Source organism: Amycolatopsis sp. NBRC 101858, from assembly GCF_030269325.1.
Lineage (GTDB): Bacteria > Actinomycetota > Actinomycetes > Mycobacteriales > Pseudonocardiaceae > Amycolatopsis > Amycolatopsis ponsaeliensis.
In genome coordinates, this window is the sequence record NZ_BSTD01000008.1 from 333,526 (window position 1) to 359,788 (window position 26,263).

Annotated in this window: 25 protein-coding genes and 1 riboswitch; of the genes, 20 read left to right on the plus strand and 5 right to left on the minus strand. The window is 71.5% G+C overall.

What is annotated here, in order from left to right; all coding sequences use genetic code 11:
- Window positions 1–164: 164 nt before the first annotated feature.
- Complete coding sequence (locus QSK39_RS48650; protein WP_285484649.1) at window positions 165–734, plus strand: hypothetical protein; 570 nt, start codon at window positions 165–167, stop codon at window positions 732–734.
- Window positions 731–1,912: an MAB_1171c family putative transporter gene (locus QSK39_RS48655; RefSeq protein WP_285484650.1), complete on the plus strand. Its 1,182-nt coding sequence runs from the start codon at window positions 731–733 to the stop codon at window positions 1,910–1,912. Before QSK39_RS48650 ends, QSK39_RS48655 begins: the two co-directional genes overlap by 4 nt.
- Here QSK39_RS48655 and QSK39_RS48660 read toward each other — a convergent pair.
- Window positions 1,900–2,802, minus strand: coding sequence for an SMP-30/gluconolactonase/LRE family protein (locus QSK39_RS48660; protein WP_285484651.1), 903 nt, complete (start codon window positions 2,800–2,802; stop codon window positions 1,900–1,902). The two genes, QSK39_RS48655 and QSK39_RS48660, sit on opposite strands and share 13 nt — an antisense overlap.
- Before the next feature lie 61 nt (window positions 2,803–2,863).
- Between QSK39_RS48660 and QSK39_RS48665 the strand changes: the two genes are divergently transcribed.
- The 4 genes from QSK39_RS48665 to QSK39_RS48680 all read left to right on the plus strand — a co-directional run bounded on the left by QSK39_RS48665 (window position 2,864) and on the right by QSK39_RS48680 (window position 6,094).
- Complete coding sequence (locus QSK39_RS48665) at window positions 2,864–3,310, plus strand: Lrp/AsnC family transcriptional regulator (protein ID WP_285484652.1); 447 nt, start codon at window positions 2,864–2,866, stop codon at window positions 3,308–3,310.
- A gap of 88 nt (window positions 3,311–3,398) precedes the next feature.
- Window positions 3,399–3,734 carry a PadR family transcriptional regulator gene (locus QSK39_RS48670; RefSeq protein WP_285484653.1) on the plus strand — a complete coding sequence of 112 codons (336 nt, stop codon included), beginning with the start codon at window positions 3,399–3,401 and terminating at the stop codon, window positions 3,732–3,734.
- Entirely contained in the window at window positions 3,731–4,963 is a 1,233-nt protein-coding gene (locus tag QSK39_RS48675; protein ID WP_285484654.1) for a DUF1700 domain-containing protein, read from the plus strand. The genes QSK39_RS48670 and QSK39_RS48675 overlap by 4 nt, the downstream gene beginning before the upstream one ends.
- Window positions 4,964–5,188: 225 nt before the next feature.
- Window positions 5,189–6,094 carry an alpha/beta fold hydrolase gene (locus tag QSK39_RS48680; protein WP_502873387.1) on the plus strand — a complete coding sequence of 302 codons (906 nt, stop codon included), beginning with the start codon at window positions 5,189–5,191 and terminating at the stop codon, window positions 6,092–6,094.
- 142 nt (window positions 6,095–6,236) lie between these two features.
- On the opposite strand, the gene QSK39_RS48685 is transcribed toward QSK39_RS48680, so the two are convergent.
- Window positions 6,237–6,758, minus strand: coding sequence for a YflT domain-containing protein (locus QSK39_RS48685; protein WP_285484656.1), 522 nt, complete (start codon window positions 6,756–6,758; stop codon window positions 6,237–6,239).
- Window positions 6,759–6,969: 211 nt separating this feature from the next.
- On the opposite strand from QSK39_RS48685, the gene QSK39_RS48690 reads away from it, so the two are divergent.
- The 4 genes from QSK39_RS48690 to QSK39_RS48705 are packed head-to-tail and all read left to right on the plus strand — an operon-like array spanning window position 6,970 to window position 11,153.
- Entirely contained in the window at window positions 6,970–8,334 is a 1,365-nt protein-coding gene (locus QSK39_RS48690) for a glutamine synthetase family protein (protein WP_285484657.1), read from the plus strand.
- Window positions 8,315–9,025 (plus strand): gamma-glutamyl-gamma-aminobutyrate hydrolase family protein, encoded by a 711-nt coding sequence (locus QSK39_RS48695; RefSeq protein ID WP_285484658.1) that lies wholly within the window; start codon window positions 8,315–8,317, stop codon window positions 9,023–9,025. Before QSK39_RS48690 ends, QSK39_RS48695 begins: the two co-directional genes overlap by 20 nt.
- Window positions 9,022–10,386 carry an aldehyde dehydrogenase family protein gene (locus tag QSK39_RS48700; protein ID WP_285484659.1) on the plus strand — a complete coding sequence of 455 codons (1,365 nt, stop codon included), beginning with the start codon at window positions 9,022–9,024 and terminating at the stop codon, window positions 10,384–10,386. The genes QSK39_RS48695 and QSK39_RS48700 overlap by 4 nt, the downstream gene beginning before the upstream one ends.
- Window positions 10,386–11,153, plus strand: a complete 768-nt coding sequence (locus QSK39_RS48705) for a 3-oxoacyl-ACP reductase (protein WP_285484660.1) — start codon at window positions 10,386–10,388, stop codon at window positions 11,151–11,153. The genes QSK39_RS48700 and QSK39_RS48705 overlap by 1 nt, the downstream gene beginning before the upstream one ends.
- On the opposite strand, the gene QSK39_RS48710 is transcribed toward QSK39_RS48705, so the two are convergent.
- A complete protein-coding gene (locus tag QSK39_RS48710; RefSeq protein WP_285484661.1) occupies window positions 11,150–11,347 on the minus strand; it encodes a hypothetical protein in 198 nt (65 codons plus the stop codon). The two genes, QSK39_RS48705 and QSK39_RS48710, sit on opposite strands and share 4 nt — an antisense overlap.
- 72 nt (window positions 11,348–11,419) lie before the next feature.
- Here QSK39_RS48710 and QSK39_RS48715 point away from each other — a divergent pair, with 72 nt between their 5' ends.
- The 7 genes from QSK39_RS48715 to QSK39_RS48745 all read left to right on the plus strand — a co-directional run bounded on the left by QSK39_RS48715 (window position 11,420) and on the right by QSK39_RS48745 (window position 20,994).
- Window positions 11,420–12,712 (plus strand): XRE family transcriptional regulator, encoded by a 1,293-nt coding sequence (locus tag QSK39_RS48715; RefSeq protein ID WP_285484662.1) that lies wholly within the window; start codon window positions 11,420–11,422, stop codon window positions 12,710–12,712.
- Between the two features lie 169 nt (window positions 12,713–12,881).
- A riboswitch (glycine riboswitch) is annotated at window positions 12,882–12,980 on the plus strand.
- 39 nt (window positions 12,981–13,019) lie between these two features.
- Window positions 13,020–15,851 (plus strand): aminomethyl-transferring glycine dehydrogenase, encoded by a 2,832-nt coding sequence (gene gcvP / locus QSK39_RS48720; protein WP_285484969.1) that lies wholly within the window; start codon window positions 13,020–13,022, stop codon window positions 15,849–15,851.
- Window positions 15,852–15,858: 7 nt separating this feature from the next.
- Complete coding sequence (gcvT, locus tag QSK39_RS48725; RefSeq protein WP_285484663.1) at window positions 15,859–16,950, plus strand: glycine cleavage system aminomethyltransferase GcvT; 1,092 nt, start codon at window positions 15,859–15,861, stop codon at window positions 16,948–16,950.
- A gap of 12 nt (window positions 16,951–16,962) precedes the next feature.
- A complete protein-coding gene (gcvH, locus tag QSK39_RS48730; RefSeq protein ID WP_285484664.1) occupies window positions 16,963–17,340 on the plus strand; it encodes a glycine cleavage system protein GcvH in 378 nt (125 codons plus the stop codon).
- Window positions 17,340–18,614, plus strand: coding sequence for a serine hydroxymethyltransferase (gene glyA, locus QSK39_RS48735; RefSeq protein ID WP_285484665.1), 1,275 nt, complete (start codon window positions 17,340–17,342; stop codon window positions 18,612–18,614). Before gcvH ends, glyA begins: the two co-directional genes overlap by 1 nt.
- The gene (gene lipA / locus QSK39_RS48740) at window positions 18,611–19,612 is read left to right on the plus strand and encodes a lipoyl synthase (protein WP_285484666.1); all 1,002 of its coding nucleotides are present in this window, start codon (window positions 18,611–18,613) and stop codon (window positions 19,610–19,612) included. The genes glyA and lipA overlap by 4 nt, the downstream gene beginning before the upstream one ends.
- A gap of 14 nt (window positions 19,613–19,626) precedes the next feature.
- The gene (locus QSK39_RS48745) at window positions 19,627–20,994 is read left to right on the plus strand and encodes an L-serine ammonia-lyase (RefSeq protein ID WP_285484667.1); all 1,368 of its coding nucleotides are present in this window, start codon (window positions 19,627–19,629) and stop codon (window positions 20,992–20,994) included.
- 4 nt (window positions 20,995–20,998) lie between these two features.
- Here QSK39_RS48745 and QSK39_RS48750 read toward each other — a convergent pair whose 3' ends face one another.
- Complete coding sequence (locus QSK39_RS48750) at window positions 20,999–21,289, minus strand: hypothetical protein (RefSeq protein ID WP_285484668.1); 291 nt, start codon at window positions 21,287–21,289, stop codon at window positions 20,999–21,001.
- A gap of 78 nt (window positions 21,290–21,367) precedes the next feature.
- Between QSK39_RS48750 and QSK39_RS48755 the strand changes: the two genes are divergently transcribed.
- On the plus strand, window positions 21,368–22,087 hold the full coding sequence (locus QSK39_RS48755; RefSeq protein ID WP_285484669.1) for a FadR/GntR family transcriptional regulator: 720 nt from the start codon (window positions 21,368–21,370) through the stop codon (window positions 22,085–22,087).
- 194 nt (window positions 22,088–22,281) lie between these two features.
- Window positions 22,282–24,195: a transglycosylase domain-containing protein gene (locus QSK39_RS48760; protein WP_285484670.1), complete on the plus strand. Its 1,914-nt coding sequence runs from the start codon at window positions 22,282–22,284 to the stop codon at window positions 24,193–24,195.
- Between the two features lies 1 nt (window position 24,196).
- On the opposite strand, the gene QSK39_RS48765 is transcribed toward QSK39_RS48760, so the two are convergent.
- Window positions 24,197–24,853, minus strand: a complete 657-nt coding sequence (locus tag QSK39_RS48765) for an O-methyltransferase (RefSeq protein ID WP_285484671.1) — start codon at window positions 24,851–24,853, stop codon at window positions 24,197–24,199.
- A gap of 68 nt (window positions 24,854–24,921) precedes the next feature.
- On the opposite strand from QSK39_RS48765, the gene QSK39_RS48770 reads away from it, so the two are divergent.
- Window positions 24,922–26,244, plus strand: coding sequence for an aminotransferase-like domain-containing protein (locus tag QSK39_RS48770; RefSeq protein ID WP_285484672.1), 1,323 nt, complete (start codon window positions 24,922–24,924; stop codon window positions 26,242–26,244).
- Window positions 26,245–26,263: the final 19 nt, after the last annotated feature.

Genomic DNA, 26,263 nt, shown 5'->3' on the forward strand with positions numbered 1-26,263 from the left:
GTGCCCTGTGACCCCGGGACGTTCGCCGGAACCCGCGTCCACTCTCAGCTCGCCGACCGGTCCGCAATCCGCGTGGCCGATCTTGCTTCCCCCGCGTATCCCCGCTGCGGCCGTCGCGTTGAACCGGCCGGAGCCGTGGGGTCGCGGCGTGAGGGAGGGCTGACGTGGCGCGGACATCGTGGCTCCGGCGACCGGGGCGGGCGCTGTGGAAGCGGGCCCGCGAGGTCGCCGATGCCGTCACCCTTCCCGAGCCCTTCGATGCCGGGACCTTCGTCGCCGCCCTGGCCGCCGGGCGGGGGCGGCCCATCGAGCTCATGCCCGTCAGCGCTCCGGAAGGCACCCCCTGCGGGCTGCTCATGAGCACCGAACGCGCCGACTACATCCTCTACCCGACCACCACCACCGCCCTGCACCGGCAGCACATCCTGCTCCACGAGGTCGGCCACCTGCTCTGCGGCCACACCGGCCCGGCCGGCGGCGCGGACGGTGTCGCGCTCGACGCCGCCGCCGGGCGGCAGCTCATGCCCAGCCTCTCGCCCGAGCTGGTCCGGCGCGTGCTCGGCCGCACCACCTACACCGAGGTCGAGGAGCGCGAGGCCGAGCTCGTCGCGAGCCTGCTCGCCCAGCGCGTCGTCCGGCCCGGGGAGCCGCGCGAGTTCGCCGCCGACGTCCCGGACGGCGTGCGGCGCTTCGACTCCCTCTTCGGCGGCCGGGACCGCCGCCGGGCGCCGTGACCGAGACCCTGGCCTACCACCTCTGCCTGATCGGGTTCGCCGGGTTCGGGTACAAGCTCGTCGAAGCGCGCCGCAGCCAGCCGGTGCGCACCATGTGGTTCCTCGCCGGGTTCGGCATCTGCATCGCCGTCGGCATCGTCGTGCTGACCCCCGCGATGGCCGCCCTCGTGGGCCCGGGCCCGGTGGCCGAGTGGGTCCTGAGCCTGGCCGGCGACGAGCTGAAGCTGGGCGCGATCGGCTTCGCCGTGGCGTTCACGCAGTCGGTGTGGCGCGGCGAAGGCGCCCGGCTCGCCCTGCACGCGCTGTTCACGGGCGCGACGATGGTGCTGCTCGCCGTGTGCTTCACGCTTTCCGGACCGCGGCGCGTCGGCGACGACACGGTCTTCTCGGACGCCGGCCTGCCCTTCGCCCTGGCCGACAAGCTCGTCTTCCTGACCTACAGCCTGATCAGCCTCGCCCTGCTGATCGCGGTGTTCGCCCGCAGCGCGTGGCAGGCGGAACCGGGCCCGCTGCGCACCGGGCTGTGGCTGCTGGTCGTCGGCGTGGGCGCGGCGTTCGCGTGGACGTTCTGGGACATCGACGACGTCCGCCAGCTCGCCGAGACCGCCCGGATCGGCGCCCGTGAGGACGTGCCGTCGTCGGTGCTCGCCGCGACGACGATCGGCTTCGTGGCGGCCGGCGCGACGCTCAGCGCGTGGTCGCCGGCGGTGTCGTCGGCGATCGGCCGGGTGCGGGCGTACCGGGCGTACCGCCGCATCGAGCCGCTGTGGACGGCGTTGCGCGCGGCGGTGCCCGGCATCGCGCTGGACCCGGGCCGAGAGCTGACGGGCGGTGCCGAGTTCGCGCTGTACCGCAGGGTGATCGAGATCCGCGACGGTCACCTGGCGCTGCGGGCCCACTTCGACCCGGACCTCCCGGCCCGGGCGGAGACGGCGGCCCGCCGGGCGGGAGTGCCGGAAGCCGAGCTGGCACCGACGGTCGAGGCGGTGACCCTGGCCGCGGCGATCGAGGCGGGCCGCCAGGGACGAAGGTTCGCCCCGACCGAGGCGACGCCGGACTCCCTCCCGGACGCGGACGTCCTGGCGGAAGCGGCGTGGCTGGTCCGGGTGAGCCGCGCCTGGCAGCGCGCGGCGGTGGTGGACCGGATCCAGGCCGGCGCACTCGATCAACGCGGGTAGCGAGCCCCGTTGACCGTCACCCTCAGCGTGTACAGCGAGCTCGAAGCCGTGATGAACAGCTCGTTCCCCCTCGCGCCCCCGAACGTGAAGTTCGAACAGATCTCCGGCACCCGCAGCTTCCCGATCCGCGTCCCGTCGGCCGCGAAGCAGTGCAACCCGTCGTGCGCCGCCGCCCAGACCTGGCCCTCGCTGTCCACCCGGACCCCGTCGAACACGCCGTTGTCGCACGTCGCGAAAACCGATCCGCCGGTCAGCGCGCCCTCGCGGCCCACCTCGAACACCCGGATGTGGCTGGGTTTCTGCCGCGTGTCCACTATGTACAGCAGCGACTCGTCGGCCGAGAACGCCAGCCCGTTCGGGCGGGAGAAGTCGTCCGCGACGATCCGCACCTCACCCGACGGTGCCACGCGGTACACGTGGCACGCGCCGATCTCGCTCTCCGCCCGGAACCCCTCGTAGTCGCTGTCGATGCCGTAACTCGGGTCGGTGAACCAGATTGACCCGTCCGAGTGCTCGACGACGTCGTTCGGGCTGTTGAAGCGCTTCCCCTCGAACTCCGACGCCAGCACGGTGATCGTCCCGTCGTGCTCGGTGCGCGTCACCTGGCGGCGGCCCTGCTCGCAGCTGACCAGCCGCCCGGCGCGGTCGACCGTGTGGCCGTTCGAATAGTGGGCAGGCTGCCGGAACACGCCGACCTGGCCCGTCGTCTCGTCCCAGCGCAGCGTGCGGTCGTTCGGGATGTCGCTGAACACCAGGTAGCGCCCGGCCGGGAAGTACGCCGGCCCCTCGGTCCAGCGGCAGCCGGTGTGCAGGCGCTGCATCCACTCGTCGCCGTTGACGCGGGCGAAGCGCTCGTCCAGCACCTCGAAGTCCGTCTTCACCAGATCCATGTGTCACCCCTAATGAGATTCTGCGTCAAGCATGGATCGCCGAACCTGATATGGTCAAGCCGTGGACGACGTGGATCGCATGCTGCTCGCCGAACTCCAGCAGGACGCGACGCAGGCGTACGCCGCGCTGGGCAAGGCCGTCGGCCTTTCCGCGGGGGCGGCCCACGAGCGCGTCCGCAAGCTGCGCGAGCAGGGCGTCATCCGCCGGACCACGGTGGACGTCGACCCGGCCGCGGTCGGCCGCGGTGTCGCGGCGTTCGTCCTCGTCGAGGCCAACGCCTGGATGGGGGACGAGCCGGTGCGCGCGGCCCTCGAAGCGCTGCCCGAGGTGGTGGAGGCGCACGTCATCGCGGGGCCGGCGTCGCTGCTGGTCAAGGTGCGCACGCCGACGACCGAGGAGCTCCAGGCGTCGCTGCGCCGCCTGTTCACGATCGACGGCGTCACCGGCACGCAGACCATCGTCATCCTCGAATCCTTCTTCGAGCGCCCGGTGGACCCGACCGCCTGAAACGGCCTGACGCGCCCGGTTGGCCCTCCGCCGTGCGCACTACTGTGCAATGCGTGGTACCTTTCCAAGCGTAAGACTGGAGGGTGCAGTGGAGATCAGTCAGCTGCTCAAAGGGGTGCTCGATCTGGCCGTGCTCGCGGTGCTCCGCGAGGAAGACGGCTACGGGTACGACGTCCTGCGAAGACTCAGGAGCGCCGGCCTGAACGAGGTGGGGGACGCGTCGGTGTACGGGACGTTGCGCAGGCTCTACAAGGCCGGCCTGCTCACCTCGTACGTGGTGCCCAGCGAAGAGGGCCCGCACCGCAAGTACTACAGCCTGAACGAGCCGGGCCGGCTCCGCCTGGCGGAGTCGGGCAAGACCTGGCAGAGCTTCGCATCGACGATGAACGTACTCCTGGGAGACGCAGTGGGAGAGGCAGCATGAGCGACAAGCCGACCGCCGTGCGGGTGTATCTGGCGCGGGTCCGCACCGCGCTCGCCGACCTGCCCGCGAGCGAGATCGAAGAGATCCTCGAAGACGTCCGCCCGCACCTGGCGGAGCTGGAGGCCGAACTGGGGGAGAGCGCCCGCGTCGAGGCCCTGATCGAACGGCTCGGCACCCCCGAGAGCTACGCCGCCGAGCTGCGTGCGTCCGGCGGGTACCCGCCGGCGGCCGAAGGCGCGACGCAGGTGCTCGCCACGGCCAAGAGCCCGAGCCTCGCGAAGCCGCGGATCGCCTTCTGGGGCCTGGTGCTCTGCGCGGTGGCGCTCGCGCTGTTCGCGTTCGCCGCCGCGGTCCGGGTCGACCCCGACGGGCTGCTGGGCGCGGTGCTGTTCCTGCCGGTGTTCCTCGTCAGCCTGTTCCTGCTGCTGAAGGGCGGGGTCGAGCCGGTGCTCGCGCTGCCGGAGGTGGTGTGGCTGCGGCAGGCGCTGAACAAGGGGCGTCAGCAGGAAGACTCCGGGAAGGCGCTGAACTACCTCGCTTCGCTGAAGCCGGCGTGGTGGATCGTGTGCGCCGTCGTCCTGATCGCCTTCGGGCTGCTGCTCATGCTGCGCACGCGCAGTGCCGTGCTGCTGCTGCCGTTCCTGCTCGTCGCGGGCGGCGCGGCCGTCTGGGCGGGTCCGCGGCTGCGGCGCGACCGGCGGCTGCTCTGGGTGGCCGTGCCGATCTCGGCGTTCGTCATCGGCGGCATCCTGGGCGGGTTCGGCGCCGCGGTCGACCTGATCTCGCACCGGAACTCGTACTCGAGCTCGCCGTCGTACTACCCGTCGTCGTCCGACCGGTACGGCAACGAGCAGCTGAGCTACGGCAACCGCGAGATCGAGAACGTCTACGCGTTCGACGCCGAGGGCAAGCCGCTGACGGAGGTCTACCTCTACGACGAGCAGGGCCGGCCGATCACGCTGACCCGTTACGGCTGCGAGCGCTCGAGCGGGACGAAGGAGAAGATCGGCGAGGACAACCGGTTCCCGCGGCCGAAGATCGACCAAGGCGTCACCGACGACCAGGGCAACTACAACGGCTACAACGGGTACCGCTCGGCCTGCCGCGAGGACGCGGGGGTGCCGTTCAGCGCGGCGATCCCGAAGGTGACGGTGCCGCCGACGGCCACGACGACGCCCGCGCCCACGACGACGGCCACTCCGCCGCCGTCCACGACGCCGACCAGGTAGAAGCCATCAGGAGCGGAGGTCGGGGCCGCTCCTGACGCGACGAAGGCCGCCTCCGGACCGATCCGGGGGCGGTCTTCGACCTTCCGCCGCTCGCGGTGTTCACCCGATCCCAACGTGGGTGAAACGCGGGCGTGCTGAGCTGGATCCGTGCCACTCACGGAGGTCGGGGCGGACACCTTCGCCCCGCGGACACGGGTCGTCCACGGGTACGAGCGCGCCTACCGGATGGCCGGGCGCGGGCCCGCTCTGCTGTTCCTGCACGGCATCGGCGACGACTCGGCGACGTGGCTGGAGCTGCTGGCCTCGCTCTCGGCCGACCACACGGTGATCGCCCCCGACCTGCTCGGCCACGGCGCGTCGGCCAAGCCGCGCGCGGACTACTCCGTCGCGGCCTACGCGTGCGGCATGCGCGACCTGCTGACCACGCTCGACGTCGACCGCGTGACGGTGATCGGGCACTCGCTCGGCGGCGGTGTCGCGATGCAGTTCGCCTACCAGTTCCCGGAACGCTGCGAACGGCTCGTGCTGGTCGGCTCGGGCGGCGTCGGGGCGAGCGTGCACCCGCTGCTGCGGCTGGCCGCGGCGCCGGGCGCGGGGCTGGTGCTGCCGCTGCTGGGCACGCGGCCGGCGCTGACGGCGCTGCGCGGGCTCGCCGAGCTGCTGCGGGTGTCCGAAGGGCTGGGGCTGGGGCCGGACCTCGACTACGTGGTGACCCGCTACGTCCGGCTGCTCGAGCCGAGCACGCGCTCGGCGTTCCTGCGGACCCTGCGGTCGGTCGTCGACTGGCGCGGGCAGGTGGTCAACATGCTCGATCGCTGCTACCTGACCGAGGGAATCCCGACGCTGCTGGTGTGGGGGACGGACGACCGGGTCGTGCCGAGCGGCCACGCGCTGCGCGCGCACCGGGCGATGCCGGGCAGCAGGCTGGTGCTGTTCGAGGGCGCGGGCCACTTCCCGCACCGCTCCGACCCGCAGCGGTTCCTGGAGATCCTGCGCGAGTTCCTGACGCAGACGCCCCCGGCGCGCTACGACCGCGGCCGATGGGGCGACTTGCTGCGGGTGGGCCGGCGGGAGGGGTCGCCGGACCCGGAGGAGATCCCGGACGCGCCGACGGTGTCGTCGGGCACCTGAGCAGCCCCCGTTTTCCACGCTACCGGTGGGCACCGACAGTTCCGGCGCTCTCCGCGCGGGTTGTCCACAGCCGGGCCCGGACACGACGAAGGCCACCTCCCCGCTCGGGAGGTGGCCTTCGTTCTCAGTGCGTCAGTGGGCGTCAGTGGCCGAAGGCGCTGCGAGCCGCCAGGTCCGCCAGGAGGGCACGTCCCTTCTCCGCGTTGCGGGGCTGGGACAGGACGTCGTACCTGCGGGCGACCAGCTGGCTCTGGGAGATGAACCCGCGCTTGTTGCGGTTGGCCGCGTACCCGAGCGCGCCGAACAGCAGGTTGAACCCGAGACCGGCGACCAGGCCGATCACGATCGGGACCAGGCCCGCGCCCGGGTTCAGCAGGCTCAGCACCAACCCGAGGAACACGCCGAACATCGCGCCGGACGTCGCCGCGCTGCCCAGGACCTTGCCCCAGGACATCTTGCCGGCGATGCGCTCGACGAGCATCGGCTCCACGCCCACGATCGTGACGTCGGTGACCGGGAACTCCGCGCCCGCGAGGTGGTCGACCGCGCGCTGCGCCTGCTCGTAGGACTCGTAGGAACCGATCGGCCAGCCGGTGGGCAGGGTGGGCAGCTGGGGCCGCGCCTGCTGCTGTCCGATCGTGTTCTGCTGCGTGAATGTGGTCATCGATCTCACCTCTCCTGCCCGTACAACGTGGGAGTACCCCGGATTCCTCCCGTCGGAGCGGAATTCACAGACTCTTCTCAGCCGGGCAAACGGCGCATACCGACCGGCGATCCAATGGTTCAAGAAAATACCTTTGTTCCAGTTGACCCGTCGGGCGTGACCGGGTAGGAAGAAGCCGCAAAGGATTCGCATCAAACCTTTGGGGCGGCTGATGGCACGCAGACGAGGCATGCTCACGCTCGACGAGCTCCGGGCGCGGGTGGACGCGGGCACGATCGACACCGTGCTCGTCGCGATCACGGACATGCAGGGGAGGCTCCAGGGCAAGCGCTGCTCGGCGGAGTACTTCCTGGACGAGGTCGTCGGCCACGCCACCGAGGCGTGCAACTACCTCCTCGCCGTGGACGTCGACATGAACACCGTCGACGGCTACGCGCTCTCCTCCTGGGACAGCGGCTACGGCGACTTCGTGCTGCGCCCCGACCTCGAAACCCTGCGCGAGATCCCCTGGCACGAGGGCACCGCGCTGGTCCTGGCCGACGTCGAGCGCGTCGAAGGCGGGCCGGTGCCGATGTCGCCGCGCCAGATCCTGCGCCGCCAGCTCGACCGCCTCGCCGAGCGCGGGCTCGCCGCCTACGTCGGGACCGAGCTCGAGTTCATCGTCTTCGACGACACCTACGAAGCCGCGTGGGACAAGCACTACCACGGCCTCAAGCCCGCCAACCAGTACAACGTCGACTACTCGATGCTCGGCACCGCGCGCCTCGAGCCGCTGCTGCGCCGCATCCGCAACGACATGGCCGGCGCCGGGCTCTACCCGGAGTCCGCGAAGGGCGAGTGCAACCCCGGCCAGCAGGAGATCGCCTTCCGCTACACCGACGCGCTGAGCACCTGCGACAACCACAGCGTCTACAAGAACGGCGCCAAGGAGATCGCCGCGCAGGAGGGCAAGAGCCTCACGTTCATGGCGAAGTACAACGAGCGCGAGGGCAACTCCTGCCACATCCACATCAGCCTGCGCTCCACCGAGGGCCGCGCCGTGCTCGCGGGCGACCACGACCACGGCTTCTCGACGCTCATGGAGCAGTTCCTCGCCGGCCAGCTCGCCGGACTGCACGAGCTGACGTACTTCCTCGCGCCGAACATCAACTCCTACAAGCGGTTCGTGCCCGGCAGTTTCGCGCCGACCGCGATCGCGTGGGGCACCGACAACCGCACGTGCGCGCTGCGCGTCGTCGGCCACGGCGAGTCGCTGCGCGTCGAGAACCGCGTGCCGGGCGGGGACGTCAACCCGTACCTGGCCGTCGCCGCGCTCATCGCCGCCGGCCTGCACGGCATCGAGAACGAGCTGGAGCTGGAAGAGCCCTTCACCGGCAACGCCTACAACTCCGACCGCGACACGGTGCCGACGACGCTGCCCGAGGCCGCCGCCGCGCTGGCCGGCAGCGAGCTGGCGCGCGAGGCGTTCGGTGAGGACGTCGTCGAGCACTACCTGAACGCGGCGAAGATCGAGGTGGACGCCTACAACGCCGCTGTCACCGACTGGGAGCTGGTCCGTGGCTTCGAACGGCTCTAAGCCCGTCATCGGGCTCACCAGCTACCTGGAACCCGCGAAGTTCCTGGTGTGGGAGACCGAAGCCGTGCTGCTGCACCGGGTCTACGTCGACTGCGTCGTCGCGGCCGGCGGCATCCCGGTGCTGCTGCCGCCGGTGAGCGACGAGTTCGACCGGCTGGTGTCCACTGTGGACGGCCTGGTGCTGACCGGGGGCGCCGACGTCGAGCCGGAGCGCTACGGCCAGGAGCAGCACCCCACCACCTACATCCGGCCGAACCGGGACGCCTTCGAGTTCGGTCTGTTCGAAGCGGCCCGGCGCCAGGGCAAACCGGTGCTCGGCGTCTGCCGCGGCCTGCAGGTGATGAGCGTCGCCCTCGGCGGCACCCTGGTCCAGCACCTGCCCGAGGCCCGGGAGACGACCGAGCACCAGCCCGCGCCCGCGACGTTCGGCCGGGGCACCGTCACGCTCGCCGAGGGCAGCCGGGCGGCGGCGATCCTCGGCTCGGAAACCAAGACGCTGTGCTACCACCACCAGGCGATCGACCGGCTCGGCGCGGGCCTGGACCCGGTCGGCTGGGCCGCCGACGGCACGATCGAAGCCGCCGAAGTCCCCGGCGAGTTCACCCTGGGCGTGCAGTGGCACCCCGAGCAGGACACCGACGACGTCCGGCTGTTCCAGGCCCTCGTCGAAGCGAGCAAGGAGAGGAAATGACGACGTTCGACGTCCTGAACCCCGCCACCGAGGAGGTGGTGCGGACCGTCCCGCTGACCAGCGCCGAGGAGACGGACGCGGCGATCGCCCGCGCCCAGGCGGCGTTCCCGGCGTGGCGCGACGTCACCCCCGGCGACCGCGCGCGGCTGCTGCGCCGTTTCGCCGACGCCGTCGAGGCTGACATCGAGAACCTCGCGCGGCTCGAGGTCGAGAACTCCGGGCACACCATCGGCAACGCCCGCTGGGAGGCGGGCAACGTCCGCGACGTGCTCAACTACTACTCCGCCGCGCCGGAACGCCTGATCGGCAAGCAGATCCCGGTCCCGGGCGGCATCAACGTCACCTTTCAGGAGCCCCTGGGCGTGGTCGGCGTGATCGTGCCGTGGAACTTCCCGATGCCGATCGCGGGCTGGGGCTTCGCGCCCGCGCTCGCCGCCGGCAACACCGTCGTCCTCAAGCCGGCCGAGCTGACGCCGCTCACCGCGATCCGGCTCGGCGAGCTGGCGCGCGAGGCGGGTATCCCGGAAGACGTCTTCCAGGTGCTGCCCGGCAAGGGATCCGTTGTGGGGCAACGGTTCGTGGACCACCCGGGCGTGCGGAAGGTCGTCTTCACCGGCTCCACCGAGGTCGGCAAGCAGATCATGGCCGGCTGCGCGGCCCAGGTGAAGCGCGTGACGCTGGAGCTGGGCGGCAAGAACGCGAACATCGTCTTCGCCGACTCCGACCTGGAGAAGGCCGCGGCGACCGCGCCCTACGGCGTCTTCGACAACGCGGGCCAGGACTGCTGCGCCCGCTCGCTGATCCTGGTGCAGGCGAGTGTGTACGACCGCTTCATGGAGCTGCTCGAACCCGCGGTGCACGGCGTCGTCGTCGGCGACCCCGGCGACGAGAAGACCGAGATGGGCCCGCTGATCTCGGCCGCGCACCGCGAGAAGGTCGCTTCCTACGTCCCGGACGACGCGCCGGTCGCGTTCCGCGGCAGCGCGCCCACCGGGCCCGGGTACTGGTTCCCGCCGACCGTCCTCACCCCGCCCGACCTGCGGCACCCGGCCGCGGCGGACGAGGTCTTCGGCCCGGTCGTCGCCGTCGTGCCGTTCGCCGAAGAGGCCGACGCGATCCGGCTGGCCAACGCGACCGAGTACGGCCTGTCCGGGTCGATCTGGACCCGCGACGCCGGCCGCGCGTTCCGGGTGGCGCGTGGCGTCGAAGCCGGCAACCTGTCGGTCAACTCGCACTCTTCGGTGCGCTACTGGACGCCGTTCGGCGGCTTCAAGCAGTCCGGCCTCGGCCGCGAGCTGGGCCCCGACGCCGCGGCGGCGTTCACCGAAACCAAGAACGTCTTTCTCAGCACGGAGGAGTAATGGTCCAGCGTTTCGAAGGCCGCGTCGCGGTCATCACCGGCGGCGCGAGCGGCATCGGGCTGGCCTCGGCCCGCCGCCTGGCGAGCGAAGGCGCGAAGGTCGTCATCGCGGACCTGACGCCGGCCGTGGGCAAGGCGGCCGCGGACGAGGTCGGCGGCGCGTTCATCCAGACCGACGTCACCGACGCAGAGCAGGTCGAGAACCTGTTCCACAGCACGGTCGAGCAGTTCGGCTCGGTCGACGTCGCGTTCAACAACGCCGGCATCTCCCCGCCGGAGGACGACTCCATCCTGACCACCGGCATCGAGGCGTGGGAGCGGGTCCAGCGCGTCAACCTGACGTCGGTGTACCACTGCTGCAAGGCCGTCCTGCCGCACATGCAGCGCCAGGGTCGCGGGTCCATCATCAACACGGCGTCGTTCGTCGCGGTGATGGGCGCGGCGACGTCGCAGATCTCCTACACGGCGTCGAAGGGCGGCGTGCTGGCGATGAGCCGCGAACTGGGCATCCAGTTCGCGCGGGAGAACATCCGCGTCAACGCGCTGTGCCCGGGACCGGTCAACACGCCGCTGCTCAAGGAGCTGTTCGCGAAGGACCCGGAACGCGCGGCGCGGCGGCTGGTGCACGTCCCGGTCGGCCGGTTCGCCGAGCCCGAGGAGATCGCGGCGGCGGTGGCCTTCCTGGCCAGCGACGACGCCAGCTTCATCACGGCGTCCCAGTTCCTGGTCGACGGCGGCATCTCCGGCGCGTACGTCACCCCGCTCTAACGCTTGGTCGGTTTCTTGACGCCGTAGACCTCCCGCAGGTAGTTCCAGGCGGCGTTGAGCTTCTTGCGCTCTTCGGAGACGAGCCGTTCGCGGCGCCGCAGCACGCGCACGGCGATCTCGGAGGCGAGGAAGGCACCGGCGGCGAAGGTCAGGACGCCGACGATCAGGGTCAGGGCGATGACGGTGGTGGTCATGGTGACCAGCGTCGATGCCGGATGGGCGATTCGTCCCTGCGCAAAGCTAGCGGGTTTCGTTAGCTTTGTGAGGTGACGCACTGGCGCGCCGACGAGTGGGCGGAAGCGGTCCGGGCCGGGATCCGGTCGCGCGGGCTCTCCCTGGACGAGGCCGCGAGACGCATCGGCGTTCCCACGTCGACGCTGCGCAGCTGGATCGAGCACCGGCACGCGCCGAAGGTGACCGTCTTCGACCACTGGGCTCAGCTCGCCGAGGTCACCGGGCTCGGGGAGGCCGAGCTGCTGCGGGTCGCCGGCGTGCTGCCCGAGAGCCTCGCCAGCCCGGTGCACGTGGCCCAGGCCGCGAAGGCGCTGCGGGAGGGCATCGACCAGGCCGGGCAGTTCCTCCGGCAGGCCACGGCGCTCGTCTACTCCTCGCCCGGCACGCAGGTGGCCAACCTGATCGCCGCGTCGCCGATCGACTGGGAGATGCGGATCCGCTCCGCGACCCGCGGCGACGAGGTCCGCGTCACCTACCACCACTACGTCGGCGTCGTGGCGCCCCGGGACTTCCCGCACGACGACGCCGAGGTGCGCCGGATCCTCGAGCACGACGTCCTCGGTGAACTGTGGCGCCCGCTCGGGCTCTACTGGCGCGTCGCCGAGGTGCACGACTGGCACGAGCCGCCGCGGCTGGTGATCCAGGTGCCCGAGCAGGAGGCGACGCGCCCGCCCGTGCCGGCGCCGGTCGTCGCCGCGCCGCCGGTCGTGGTGCTCTCGCCGATCTGGGGGTACGGCGAGCTGCTGGCGTCGCTGGTCGCCGACGGCCTCGGGTTCGGCAACGTCGACTTCCGCTACTTCGGCCTCCCGGACGCGATGGCCGACCGCGTCCGGATCGCCGCCCGCGAGCTGGCCGAGCCCGCGCCGCGGCTGGTGCACTCGGTGCCGCCGATCATGCTGCTGCACGGCCTGGAGGTGCCCGACCTGACCGGCCGGCTCCCGGTCGTGGTCCGCTACGGCCCCCGCATGCGCGAGCGGGCAGCGCGTATTTACCGCGAGCCGCTGCTCGAAGCGGGGTTCGCCGACCCGCTGGAGGGAGCGCGCGCGATCGAGGCGGCGGTCTCGGTCCCACCGGGTTGCGCGTACTACGAGGTGACGCTCGCCGACGAGGACGTCTTCGACGGCGACCGTCCCTCGCTGGACCGCCTCAACGACGCGGTGGCGTGGTACGCCGAGCAGATCGTCGAGCAGGTGCTGCTGGAGGCCGGCCATCCGCCGGTGCCGCTGGGCGGGCCGCTGAAACGGCTGGTCCTGCCCTCCGGCCGGGTCCGCCGCCCGCCGACACTGGCCGGGAGCGTCGTGCGGCGGGTCGCGGCCGGGACCTGATGTGGCGTTGCCCGTGTGAAGTAGACGGACCTCGGAGGCGGCAGGTACCGTAGCCGCCACAACTGCAGATCGGGCCGTCGAGCCGAGGCGGGAGAGCCCTCACGAAGTCAGTGGGGCACCGAAGGAGCAAACTCCCCGGAATCTCTCAGGTATCCGCTACCGCTTCGTGCGAGGCCACTCTGGAAAGCAGGCGCACCCGCGCCTCACCCAAGGTGAAAGCCGTGCTCCGCACGGTGAAACTCTCAGGTGCCATGACAGAGGGGGAGTTCCCAGCGCACCCTTGTGCGCCCGGCCTGAGGAGCTCCCGATCACTTCCACGCAGTTCGACGCCCGCCACATCGGCCCGTCCGAGGCCGAGCGCGCGAAGATGCTGGCCGAGTGCGGTTACGGCAGCCTGGACGCCCTCGTCGGCGCTGCCGTCCCGAGCGCCATCCGCGCGACCCGTGAACTCACCCTCCCGCCGGCCGCGTCCGAAGAGGACGCCACCGCGGAGCTGCGTGCCCTCGCCGCGCGCAACCGGCCGATGACGCAGATGATCGGGCTCGGCTACTCCGACACCGTCACCCCCGGCGTGATCCGCCGCAACGTCCTCGAGAACCCCGCCTGGTACACCGCGTACACGCCCTACCAGCCGGAAATCTCCCAGGGCCGGCTCGAAGCGCTCCTCAACTTCCAGACGATGGTCGCCGACCTGACCGGCCTGGCCACCGCGAACGCGTCCCTGCTGGACGAGTCGACCGCCGTCGCCGAGGCCGTCACGCTGATGCGGCGCGCGTCCAAGTCGAAGTCGAACAAGGTCGTGCTGGACGCCGAGTGCCTGCCGCAGACCATCGCCGTCGTGCGGACCCGCGTCGAGGCGCTCGGCATCGAGGTCGAGGTCCGCGACCTGCTCACCGGGCTGCCGGACGAGTTCTTCGGCGTCGTCGCCCAGTACCCCGGCGCGTCCGGTGTGCTGCGCGGCCGCGGCTTCTACCACGCGATTTCCGAGTCGGCGAAGGCCGCGGGCGCGCTGTTCACCGTCGCCGCCGACCTCCTCGCGCTGACGCTGATCACCGCCCCCGGCGAGTTCGGCGCCGACGTCGCCGCCGGGTCGACGCAGCGCTTCGGCGTCCCGCTCGGCTACGGCGGCCCGCACGCCGGGTACATGTCCGTCCGCGCCGGGCTCGAGCGCTCGCTGCCCGGGCGCCTGGTCGGCGTCTCGGTCGACGCCGACGGCAACCCGGCCTACCGGCTGGCGCTGCAGACGCGTGAGCAGCACATCCGCCGCGAGAAGGCGACGTCCAACATCTGCACCGCGCAGGTCCTCCCGGCCGTGCTGGCCGCGATGTACGCGGTCTACCACGGCCCGGACGGCCTCAAGCGGATCGCCCAGCGGGTCCACGGCCTCGCCGCGGGCTTCGCCGACGCTCTCCGCAAGACCGGCGTCGAGGTCGTCCACGAGTCCTTCTTCGACACGGTCGTCGCGCGCGTCCCGGGCCGGGCCGCCGAGGTCCACGCGGCTGCCCGCGAGGCCGGGATCAACCTCGGTCACGTCGACGCCGACCACGTCCGCGTCGCCTTCGACGAGGTCAGCACCCCGGCGATCGCCACGAAGGTCCTGCGCGCGTTCGGCGTCGAGGCGGACGTCGAAGACGGCGTCGCGCTCCCGAACGGCCTGGCCCGCGAGAGCGGCTTCATGGGCCACGAGGTCTTCGGCAGCCACCGCTCCGAGACGGCGATGCTGCGGTACCTGCGTCGCCTGTCCGACCTGGACTACGCGCTCGACCGAGGCATGATCCCGCTCGGCTCCTGCACGATGAAGCTCAACGCCACCACCGAGATGGAGCCGATCAGCTGGCGCGAGTTCGCCGGCATCCACCCGTTCGCGCCGGCCGAGGACGCCGAGGGGTACCACACGCTCGTGGGGCAGCTCGCGGACTGGCTGGCCGAGGTCACCGGCTACGACCAGGTGTCGCTGCAGCCGAACGCGGGCAGCCAGGGCGAGCTGGCCGGGCTCCTCGCGATCCGTGCGTACCACCGCGCGAACGGCGACGAGGCCCGTGACGTCTGCCTGATCCCGTCGTCGGCGCACGGCACCAACGCGGCTTCGGCGGTGCTCGCCGGGATGCGCGTGGTCGTCGTCAAGTGCACCGACGAGGGCAACGTCGACCTCGCCGACCTGCGGTCCAAGGTGGACACCCACCAGGACACGCTCGCCGCGATCATGGTCACCTACCCGTCGACGCACGGCGTCTACGAGCACTCGATCGACGAGCTGGCGAAGATCGTCCACGACGGCGGCGGCCAGGTGTACGTCGACGGCGCGAACCTCAACGCCCTGCTGGGCCTGGCCAAGCCGGGCGAGTTCGGCGGCGACGTCTCGCACCTGAACCTGCACAAGACCTTCTGCATCCCGCACGGCGGTGGCGGCCCGGGTGTCGGCCCGGTCGCGGTGCGCGCGCACCTCGCGCCGTACCTGCCGAACCACCCGCTGCTGGAGGCGGCCGGTCCGGAGACCGGTGTCGGCCCGATCAGCGGCGCGCCGTACGGCTCGGCGTCGATCCTGCCGATCTCCTGGGCCTACGTCCGGATGATGGGCGCGCCCGGCCTGACCGCCGCGACGAAGGTGGCCGTGCTGGCCGCGAACTACGTCGCCTCGCGGCTGGCCCCGCACTACCCGGTGCTCTACACCGGCCAGGACGGCCTGGTCGCGCACGAGTGCATCCTCGACCTGCGGCAGCTCACCAAGGAGACCGGCGTGACGGTCGACGACGTCGCGAAGCGGCTCATCGACTACGGCTTCCACGCGCCGACCATGTCGTTCCCGGTCGCGGGCACGCTGATGGTCGAGCCGACCGAGTCCGAGGACCTGGGCGAGATCGACCGGTTCATCGCCGCGATGATCGCCATCCGCGCCGAGATCGACGAGGTCGCTTCCGGCAAGTGGAGTGCCGAGGAGTCGCCGCTGCGGGGCGCCCCGCACACCGCGGAGACGCTGGTCGGGGAGTGGGACAAGCCCTACGACCGCGAGCTGGCCGTGTACCCGGCCGGGGTGTCGCGCAAGAACAAGTACTGGCCGCCGGTGCGGCGCATCGACGGCGCCCGCGGGGACCGCAACCTCGTCTGCTCCTGCCCGCCCCTCAACGCTTACGAAGGCTGATCCCGACGTGTCGAAGGAAACCTCCCTCCACGGAGTCCACAAGGGACTCGGTGCGCTGTTCACCGACTTCGCCGGCTGGTCCATGCCGGTCCGCTACGCCAGCGAGCTGGCCGAGCACAAGGCGGTCCGCGAGGCGGCCGGGCTGTTCGACCTCTCGCACATGGCCGAAATCCACGTCACCGGCAAGCAGGCCGCCGACGTCCTGGACTTCGCGCTGGTCGGCAACCTCACCGGGGTCAAGCCGGGCCGCGCGCGGTACACGATGATCTGCGACGCCTCCGGCGGCGTGCTGGACGACCTGGTGGTCTACCGGCTGGCCGACGAGCACTACCTGGTCGTCGCGAACGCGGGCAACGCGAAGGTCGTCGCGGACGCGCTGGCCGAGCGGGTCGCGGGCTTCGACGCGGTGGTCGACGACCGGTCCGAGACGACCGCGCTGATCGCCGTCCAGGGCCCGAACGCCGTCGCGATCCTCGGCGCCGTCACCGACGCCGACCTCGACGCGCTCAAGTACTACGCCAGCGTCCCGGCCGTCGTGAAGGGCCACGACGTCCTGCTCGCCCGCACCGGCTACACCGGCGAGGACGGCTTCGAGCTGTTCGTGAACGCCGACGAAGCCCCGGCGGTCTGGCGCATCCTGACCGAGGCGGGCGAGGGCCACGGCCTGGTCCCGGCCGGGCTCGCCTGCCGCGACACGCTGCGGCTGGAAGCCGGGATGCCGTTGTACGGCAACGAACTCACCCTCGACCAGAGCCCGTTCGAAGCCGGGCTCGGGCGCGTCGTCAAGTTCGAGAAGCCGGGCGACTTCGTCGGCCGCGCGGCACTGGAAGAGCGGTCCAAGGCGGACGTCCCGCGCGTGCGGGTCGGGCTTCGCGGAGCGGGCCGGCGTGCGCCGCGGCACGGCTACAAGCTGCTGGCCGACGGCGCCGAGATCGGCGAGGTCACCAGCGGCGCGCTGTCGCCCACGCTGGGTTACCCGATCGCGATGGCGTACGTCGATCGGGCGTACGCCGAGCCCGGCACCGAGCTCTCCGTCGACATCCGGGGCAGGATCGAGCCCGTCGAGGTCGTCGCCCTGCCCTTCTACTCCCGCGCGTAAAGGACTTTCACCGTGAGCATCCCCGAGAACCTGAAGTACACCAAGGAACACGAGTGGCTGAACGTCGAGGACGGCGTCGCCACCGTCGGCATCACCGCCTTCGCCGCCGAGTCGCTCGGTGACATCGTGTTCGTCCAGCTGCCCGACGCCGGCGCCACCGTGACCGCGGGCGAGGTGTTCGGCGAGGTCGAGTCGACCAAGTCGGTCAGCGAGCTGTACGCGCCCGTGTCCGGCGAGGTCGTCGAGGTGAACGAGGCCACATCGGACCGCCCCGAGGTCATCAACGAGGACCCGTACACGGAAGGCTGGCTGCTGAAGGTGCGTCTCTCCGGGGACGTGCCCGAACTGCTCGACGCCGCCGCGTACGCCGCGCTCACCCAGGAGAACTGATGACGACCTTCGACGCCCACCTCGCCGACGTCGACCCCGAGGTCGCGGCGGCCGTCGCCGACGAGCTCACCCGCCAGCAGTCCACCCTGGAGATGATCGCCTCCGAGAACTTCGCCCCGGTGGGCGTGCTCGAGGCGCAGGGTTCGGTGCTGACCAACAAGTACGCCGAGGGCTACCCCGGGCGTCGCTACTACGGCGGCTGCGAGCACGTCGACGTCGTCGAGCAACTCGCCATCGACCGCGCGAAGGCGCTGTTCGGGGCCGAGCACGCCAACGTCCAGCCGCACTCGGGCGCGCAGGCCAACGCGGCCGCGATGTTCGCCGTGCTCAAGCCGGGCGACACGATCCTCGGCCTCGACCTGGCGCACGGCGGCCACCTGACGCACGGGATGAAGATCAATTTCTCGGGCAAGCTCTACAACGTCGTCGCCTACCACGTCGACAAAGAGACCGGCATCGTCGACCTCGCCGAGATCGAGCGCCTGGCCGTCGAGCACCAGCCGAAGCTGATCATCGCCGGCTGGTCCGCCTACCCGCGTCAGCTCGACTTCGCCGAGTTCCGCCGCATCGCCGACCTCGTCGACGCTCGCCTGATGGTGGACATGGCGCACTTCGCCGGGCTGGTCGCGGCCGGGCTGCACCCGTCGCCGGTGCCGCACGCCGACATCGTCACCACGACCACGCACAAGACCCTCGGCGGCCCGCGCGGCGGCCTCATCCTGTCGCGGCAGGAGCTGGCGAAGAAGATCAACTCGGCCGTGTTCCCCGGTCAGCAGGGCGGGCCGCTGGAGCACGTCATAGCGGCCAAGGCCGTCGCGCTGAAGATCGCCGCGAGCGAGGAGTTCCGCGAGCGTCAGCAGCGGACTCTCGAGGGTTCGCGCATTCTGGCGTCGCGGCTGTCGCAGGACGACTGCTCGTCGGTGGGTGTCCGCGTGCTGACCGGCGGCACCGACGTCCACCTGGTGCTGGTCGACCTCGTCCAGTCCACTCTGGACGGACAGCAGGCCGAGGACCGGCTGCACGAGGTCGGCATCACGGTCAACCGCAACGCCGTCCCGTTCGACCCGCGCCCGCCGATGATCACGTCGGGCCTGCGCATCGGCACGCCGGCGCTGGCCACCCGCGGTTTCCAGGCCGAGGACTTCGCCGAGGTCGCCGACGTCATCGCCGAGGCGCTGAAGCCGGACTTCGACGACGCCCTGCGGTCGAAGCTGCGCGACCGCGTCGAGGCGCTGGCCGCGAAGCACCCGTTGTACGCGGACCTTTCGCGATGAGCGCGCTGCCCGAGGGGCGGAAGCTGCTGCGGCTCGAGGTCCGCAACAGTGAGACGCCGATCGAGAAGAAGCCGCCGTGGATCAAGACGCGGGTGCGGATGGGGCCGGAGTTCACCGAACTCAAGGGCCTCGTGCGCCGTGAAGGCTTGCACACCGTCTGCGAAGAGGCGGGTTGTCCCAACATCTACGAATGCTGGGAAGACCGCGAAGCCACGTTCCTCATCGGCGGCGACCAATGCACCCGCCGGTGCGACTTCTGCCAGATCGACACGGGTAAGCCCGCCGCCCTCGACCGCACTGAGCCCCGCAAGGTCGCGGAGTCCGTGCAGGCGATGGGTCTGCGGTACTCGACGGTCACCGGTGTCGCCCGGGATGACCTCGAGGACGGCGGTGCCTGGCTGTATGCGGAGACCGTCCGTCAGATTCACGATTTGAACCCGGGTACCGGTGTCGAGTTGTTGATCCCGGACTTCAACGCCGATCCGGCGCAGCTGGCCGAGGTGTTCGGGTCGCGGCCGGAGGTGTTGGCGCACAACGTGGAGACGGTGCCGCGGATCTTCAAGCGGATCCGTCCCGGGTTCCGGTACGCGCGTTCGCTCGAGGTCATCACGGCTGCACGTGAAGCGGGCCTGGTGACGAAGTCCAACCTCATCCTGGGCATGGGGGAGACGCCGGACGAGGTGGCGCCCGCGATGCAGGACCTGGTGGACGCGGGGTGCGAGATCTTGACGATCACGCAGTACCTGCGTCCCTCGCCGCGGCACCACCCGGTCGATCGCTGGGTGAAGCCGGAGGAGTTCGTCGAGCACTCCAAGGCCGCCGAAGCGATGGGCTTCGCCGGTGTGATGGCCGGGCCGCTGGTGCGGTCGTCCTACCGCGCGGGACGGCTGTACGCGCAGACCAAGGGCTACCGTGGGGAGGAGCTGCCGGAGAACCTGCGGCACCTCGCCGACCAGGGCCCGGCCGCGCAAGAAGCCAGCTCCCTGCTGGCGCGATAGGAAGGGGCGGATCAATGGCGATCAGCGTCTTCGACCTGTTTTCCATCGGCATCGGCCCGTCGAGCTCCCACACCGTCGGGCCGATGCGGGCGGCCCGGACCTTTGTGGACGGACTCGGCGACGACCTCGGCTCGGTGTCCCGCCTCCAGGCCGAGCTGTTCGGCTCGCTCGGCGCGACCGGGTTCGGCCACGGCAGCGACAAAGCCGTCCTCCTCGGGCTTTCCGGCGAACGTCCCGAAGCGATCGACACGGACGTCGTGCCCGGGCGCATCGCGGAGATCCGCGAGTCCGGGCGGTTGCTGCTGGCCGGCACGCACGAGATCGCGTTCGACGAGGACAACGACCTCACCATGCACCGCCGCAAGTCGTTGCCGGCGCACCCGAACGGCATGGTGTTCCGGGCGTTCGACGCGTCCGGTTCGCTGCTGCGCGAGCGCACGTACTACTCGGTGGGCGGCGGTTTCGTCCGCGACGAGTCGTACGAGACCGACACGGTGTTCGTCGAGGACTCGACGCCGGTGCCGTACCCGTTCCGCACCGGCGCGGACCTGCTCGGGCACTGCGCGTCGACCGGGCTGCCGATCAGCGAGATCATGATGGCGAACGAGCTGTCCTGGCGTTCGCGCGACGAGGTCCGGGCCGGGCTGCTGGACATCTGGGCGGTCATGGCGGAGTGCGTCCGCAACGGCTGCACGCACGAAGGGGTCCTGCCGGGCGGGCTGAAGGTGCCGCGGCGCGCGAAGGCGTTGCACGAGAAGCTCCTGGCCGAGGACGGCGCGGACGACCCGCTGTACGCGATGGACTGGGTCAGCTTGTACGCGCTGGCGGTGAACGAGGAGAACGCCGCGGGCGGGCGCGTGGTCACGGCGCCGACCAACGGCGCGGCGGGGATCATCCCGGCGGTGCTGCACTACTACCAGCGGTTCATCCGGCATTCGACGGACGACGGCATCGTGACGTTCATGCTCACGGCGGCCGCGATCGGCTCGATCCTCAAGCAGACGGGCTCGATCTCGGGAGCGGAGGTCGGCTGCCAGGGCGAGGTCGGTTCGGCGTCGGCGATGGCGGCGGCGGGGCTGACGGAGGTGCTGGGTGGCTCGCCGGCCCAGGTGGAGAACGCGGCGGAGATCGGGGTGGAGCACCACCTCGGCCTGACGTGCGACCCGGTGGGCGGGCTGGTCCAGATCCCGTGCATCGAGCGCAACGCGGTGGGCGCGTCGAAGGCGATCCACGCGGCCCGCATGGCGATGCGGGGGGACGGCAGCCACGTGGTGACGCTGGACAAGGCGATCAAGACGATGCGCGAGACGGGCGCGGACATGAGCGTGAAGTACAAGGAGACGGCCCGCGGCGGCTTGGCGGTGAACGTCATCGAGTGCTGACGGCTCAGTTCCGCCGGTCCTCGTCTTCCACCGCCAGCTTCAACCCCACCTCGACCAGTCTCCAGCCGAGCTGCTGTTTTCTCGTTCCCGGGCTGCGGCTCGGCGTCGCCCGGCCCGGCGGGCGGTTGCGGACTCCGTGGCGCAGCTCGTTCTCGCGCTCGTGAACCAGATCCTCGGCCATCAGGAAGTGCACCGGATCGCCCCCTGCGTCGATGTTCGGTTTCGGTGGTGTCATCGTCGCCGACCGTGGCCGTCCGGTTCCACCTGTTTTTCCGCGCGCGAACAACATTGTCACCGACAGCGATCATCCGTGGCCACTCCGAAGGTGCGCCGCGCCGGGGGTGATCCACACGCCGCGGCCTAAACTCGCGGGATGGAACCGACCTCCGTGGCGAATGCCGGTGAAGCGCTGTTCCGGCCGGTCCGCGCGGGCAACGCCTTCGAGGAGACCGTCGAGCGGCTGCTCCAGGCCATCCGCCTCGGCGTGGTCGGTGCGGGGGAGCGGCTGCCGTCGGAGCGGGAGCTCGCCGAACGGCTCGGGGTCAGCCGCGTCACGCTCCGCGAAGCCATCCGGGCCCTCTCCGACGCCGGTTACGTCGAGTCACGGCGAGGCCGCTACGGCGGCACTTTCGTGCACGACACCCTCCCCGGACCACCCGAACCCGACGGCAAGGTCGACGCCGTCGGCCTGGAGGACGCGTTGTGCCTCCGCTACGTCCTCGAGACCGGCGCCGCGGAGATGGCCGCGGCCCGCTCGCTCAGCCCCGCCGACCGCCGGCACCTCACCGGCACGCTCGCCGAAGCCGCGAGCGCGGACCTCGACGACTACCGCCGCAAGGACTCCCGCCTGCACCTCGCGATCGCCGAGGTGACCGCGTCCGGCTCCCTGACCACGGCGATGGCCGACGCCCGCACCCGCGTCAACCAGCTGCTCGACCGGATCCCGCTGCTCCCGCCCAACCTCGAGCACTCGAACGCCCAGCACGAGGCGATCGTCGACGCGATCCTGGCCGGCGACGCCCCCGCGGCCCGCCAGGCCATGGCGGAACACATCGAAGGCACCGCGTCGCTCCTGCGCGCGTTCCTCGCGTAGCACCGGCATCGGCGACGCCACCTCCGGCGAGTCGCCGCGCGGGGTGCGGGAGGCGGCACCCGGGGATCGCCGGCCGAAGGTCGTGAACGAGTCATTCACGTCGCCGCCGGGGCCCGGCCGTCGTCTTGACAGGATTCGAACAACCTCGTTAGTTCTCCACAGAACCTCCTCACCCGTTCGGCCGTCATCCATTCGTGACCTTGGCGACCGAGGAAATAGAGGAAGAGAACGAGCAGCCGGACACCCCGCGACGCCGGCGGTGGCGGCGGATCCGGCGCATCGGGTACTGGACCTTCGGGCTGCTCGTCGGCGTGCCGCTGATCGCCTTCTGGGTCGCCTACCTCGTGCTCGACGTCCGCAGCCCGCAAGAGGTCCTCGCCGGGCTCGACAAGACCGTCGTCCTGCAGTACTCGGACGGGTCGCCGCTGCTCAAGGTGATCCCGGCCGACGGCGACCGGACCTTCGTGCCCTACGCGCAGGTGCCCGAGAAGCTGCGTGACGCCATCATCGCCACCGAAGACCCGACCTTCTGGGACAACCAGGGCTTCGACCCGACCGGCATCGGCCGCGCGTTCCTCACCGGCGTCGGCGGCGGGTCCGGGATCACCCAGCAGTACATCAAGAAGTCCACCGGCGACGACGACGCCACCCTCGGCCGCAAGTTCGCCGAGCTCGTCCTGTCCACGAAGATCACCCAGGAGCAGAGCAAGGAACAGATCTTCGAGAGCTACGTCAACATCATCTCCTTCGGCCGCGGCACGTTCGGGCCCGCCGCGGCGATGAACGCCTACTTCGGCAAGAAGCTCGACGACTCGATGACGTGGAGCGAAGCCGCCTTCCTCGCCGGGATGATCCAGTCGCCGTCGGTGCACGACCCGGCCGCGTCCGGCGACGCCCACGCCGCCCGGCGCTGGCAGTACGTGCACGACAAGCTCGTGGCCCGCGGTTACGTGCAGGCCGGTGAGCCGATGGCCTACCCCGGCGAGGAGGTCCAGGCGCCGTCGGAGACTCGCGCGGGCCGCCTCACCTACGACGAGTTCCACATCAAGCAGCAGGTCCTGGCCGAGCTCGAAGAGGACGGCTTCCCGCTCGGCCGCCTCCAGCAGGGCAACATGACCGTCGAGACGACGCTGGACCGCGGCCTGCAGGACGCCGCGAAGAAAGCGTTGCAGGACAGGCTGAAGGGCGAGCCGAAGGAGTTCCGCGGCGCGGTGGTCGCCGTCGACCCGAAGACCGGCGCCGTACGCGTCTACCAGGGCGGCGACCAAGGCGTCCGCGACTACGCGAGCACGCCGCACGCGGCCGGCTCGGCGTTCTACCCGTTCACGCTCGCCGCCGCCCTGCGCCGCGGCTACGGCCCGGACGTGCCGGTTCCCGCGCCCGAGGAACAGGAGTTCCTCGGCGAGAAGTTCAAGTACCCGGACGTCTGCGGCCTCAAGTGCACGCCCCGCGCCGCGATGCAGGCCCACGCCGACGGCCCGTTCATCGCCCTGGCGAAGAAGCTCGGCCCGGACGCGCTGAGCGAAACCGCGCGGCAGGCCGGCATCCCCGAGACCGTCGACGGCACGCCGACCATGCGGGAGAAGGACGGCTTCCTCATCGGGCCGGGCATCGCGATCGGCCGGTACCCGCTGCGGCCGCTGGACCTGGCCGGCGCCTACGCGACCTTCGCGAACGACGGCGTCCGCACGACCCCGCACCTGGTGGCGAAGGTGCGTGACGAGAGCGGCGCGGTCGTCTGGGAGCACACCGACACCGCGCGCCCCGCGTTCGACGACGACGAAGACGCGAGCCGCCGCATCGCCCGGGACGTCACCGGCACGCTGACCGACGGCGGCGGGGCGGCGCTGCGCACCGGCGAGGCCGAGCACGGCAGCAGCCCGGACAACCAGGACGCCTGGGCCGTCGGCTACACCCCGCGGCTGGCGGCCGCGGTCTGGATCGGCTCCGACGACGAGCGCCTGCTGAAGGACGCGAACGGCGCGAAGCTCACCGGCGACGTCGTCCCGGCCGACGTCTGGCGCGGGTTCATGACGGCGGCGCACGAGGACGTGCCGGCCCGGAAGGTCGTCGTGGCCCCGCCGCCGGTGGTGCGGCCGCCGCGGTGAGTCAGCGGACCAGGGCCAGCACGAACCCGTCGTGCCCCTTGGTGCCCACGGTCTGCACGGCGGTCGCGTCCAGCCGCGGCTCGGCGGCGAGGACGCCGACCATCTCGCGCACGCCCAGGACGTCCGGGTCGGTGCTCCCCGCGTCGACCACCCGGCCGGCCCGGACGACGTTGTCGACGACGATCGTCGTGCCCGGCCGCGACAGGTCCAGCACCGCGCGCACGTAGTTCCCGAGGTTGTTCTTGTCGGCGTCGACGAAGATGAAGTCGAACGGCCCGGTCAGCGTCGGCAGGGTGTCGAGCGCGGCGCCGACGCGGATGTCGACGACGTCCTCGCCGAAGCCCGCCCGCGCGAGGTTGGCCTTCGCGACTTCGGCGTGCTTGGGCTCGTACTCGCAGGTCACCAGCTTGCCACCGGCCGGCAGCGCGCGGGCGAGCCAGATCGTGCTGTACCCGCCGAGCGTGCCGATCTCCAGGATCGAGCGCGCCCCGGCCTGCCGCGCCAGCAGGTTCAGCAGCTTGCCCTGGTTGGGGGCGACGGCGATGCGCGGCAACCCGGCGGCGGCCGAGTCGGCGAGCGCGTCGTCGAGCACCGGATCGGGGGAGAGCAGCGCGCCGGTGAAGTAGTCGTCGACGTCGGCCCAATTCTGGTCGGTCATGGCACCTCCACGGCCAATCTAGCGGGCTGGGATCATGCTCAGGAGCGATCGAAGGCGGGAAGGTGCACATGGACGACTACCGCGTCGTCGCGGACGCCCTCGCCGCCGACATCGAGGCCGGCCGTCTCCGCCCCGGGGACCGGCTCCCGCCGCAGCGCCGCTTCGCGCGGGAGCGCGGGCTCGCGAACTCCACCGCCGCCCGCGTCTACGGTGAGCTCGTGCGGCGTGGCCTGGCCGTCGGCGAGGTCGGGCGGGGCACCTTCGTGCGGGCCGCGAAACCGCCGCCCGAACCCGCGCTCGCCGAACCCGGGGATGCCCGGGTCGACCTCGAGCTCAACTTCGCCGTCCTGCCCGACCAGAGCGCCCGGCTCGCCAAGGCCCTCGAACCCCTGCTGCGCGACGACGTCCTCACCGCGGCCCTGCACCCGATCGGTGCCGCGGGTACGCCGACCGCCCGGGAGGCCGCGGCCACGCTGCTCACCCGCGGCGACTGGCGTCCGGACCCGGCAGCCGTCCTGTTCACCGGCAACGGACGGCAGGCCATCGCGGCCGCGATCGCCGCGTTCGTGCCGGTGGGGGAGCGGCTCGCGGTCGAGTCGCTGACCTACCCGGTGGTGAAGGCCGTCGCGGCGAGGCTCGGCGTCGAGCTGGTCCCCATCGACACCGACGACCACGGACTCGTGCCGGCCGCCCTGGCCGCGGCCGGGCCGGTGCGCGCGCTCTACGTCCAGCCGACCCTGCACAACCCGCTCGGCACGACCATGCCGCCGAAACGCCGTGAAGAACTCGCCGCCGTCGCCGCGCGGCTGGACCTGCCGGTGATCGAGGACGGCATCTACACGTTCCTGCGCGACGACGTCCGGCCGTTCGCCGCGTACGCGCCGGAGCGGACGGTGTTCGTCGACAGCCTGTCCAAGCGCGTCGCGCCCGGCCTGACGGCGGGATTCCTGGTGGCGCCGCCGGCCTGGACCGCGCGGCTGGCGTCGTCGGTCCGCTCGGGTGCGTGGGCCGCGTCGCGCTTCGCCGTCGAAGCGGCGACGCAGTGGATCGTCACGGGCACTCTCGCCGCCGTCGAAGCCGCGAAACGCGCGGACGCCGCCGCACGGGCGTCGGTGGTCGAGGCGAAGCTGCCGGGCCTGCACGGTGACGCGGCGTCCTACCACCGCTGGTGGGAGCTGCCGGAGCAGTGGCGGGCGGAGACGTTCGTCGCGGCGGCGGCCCGTCGCGGCATCGCCCTGCTGCCGGCCGCGGCGTTCGCGGTGCTGCCGGGCCACGCGCCGAACGCCGTGCGGATCGCCGTGTCGGCCCCGCCGGTGCCGACGCTGGCGGCCGCCCTCGACGTCCTGGCGGCGCTGGCGAACGGCAGCCCGGACGACCTGCTGGCCGACTGACAGCGGGTGCCAGCGGCGT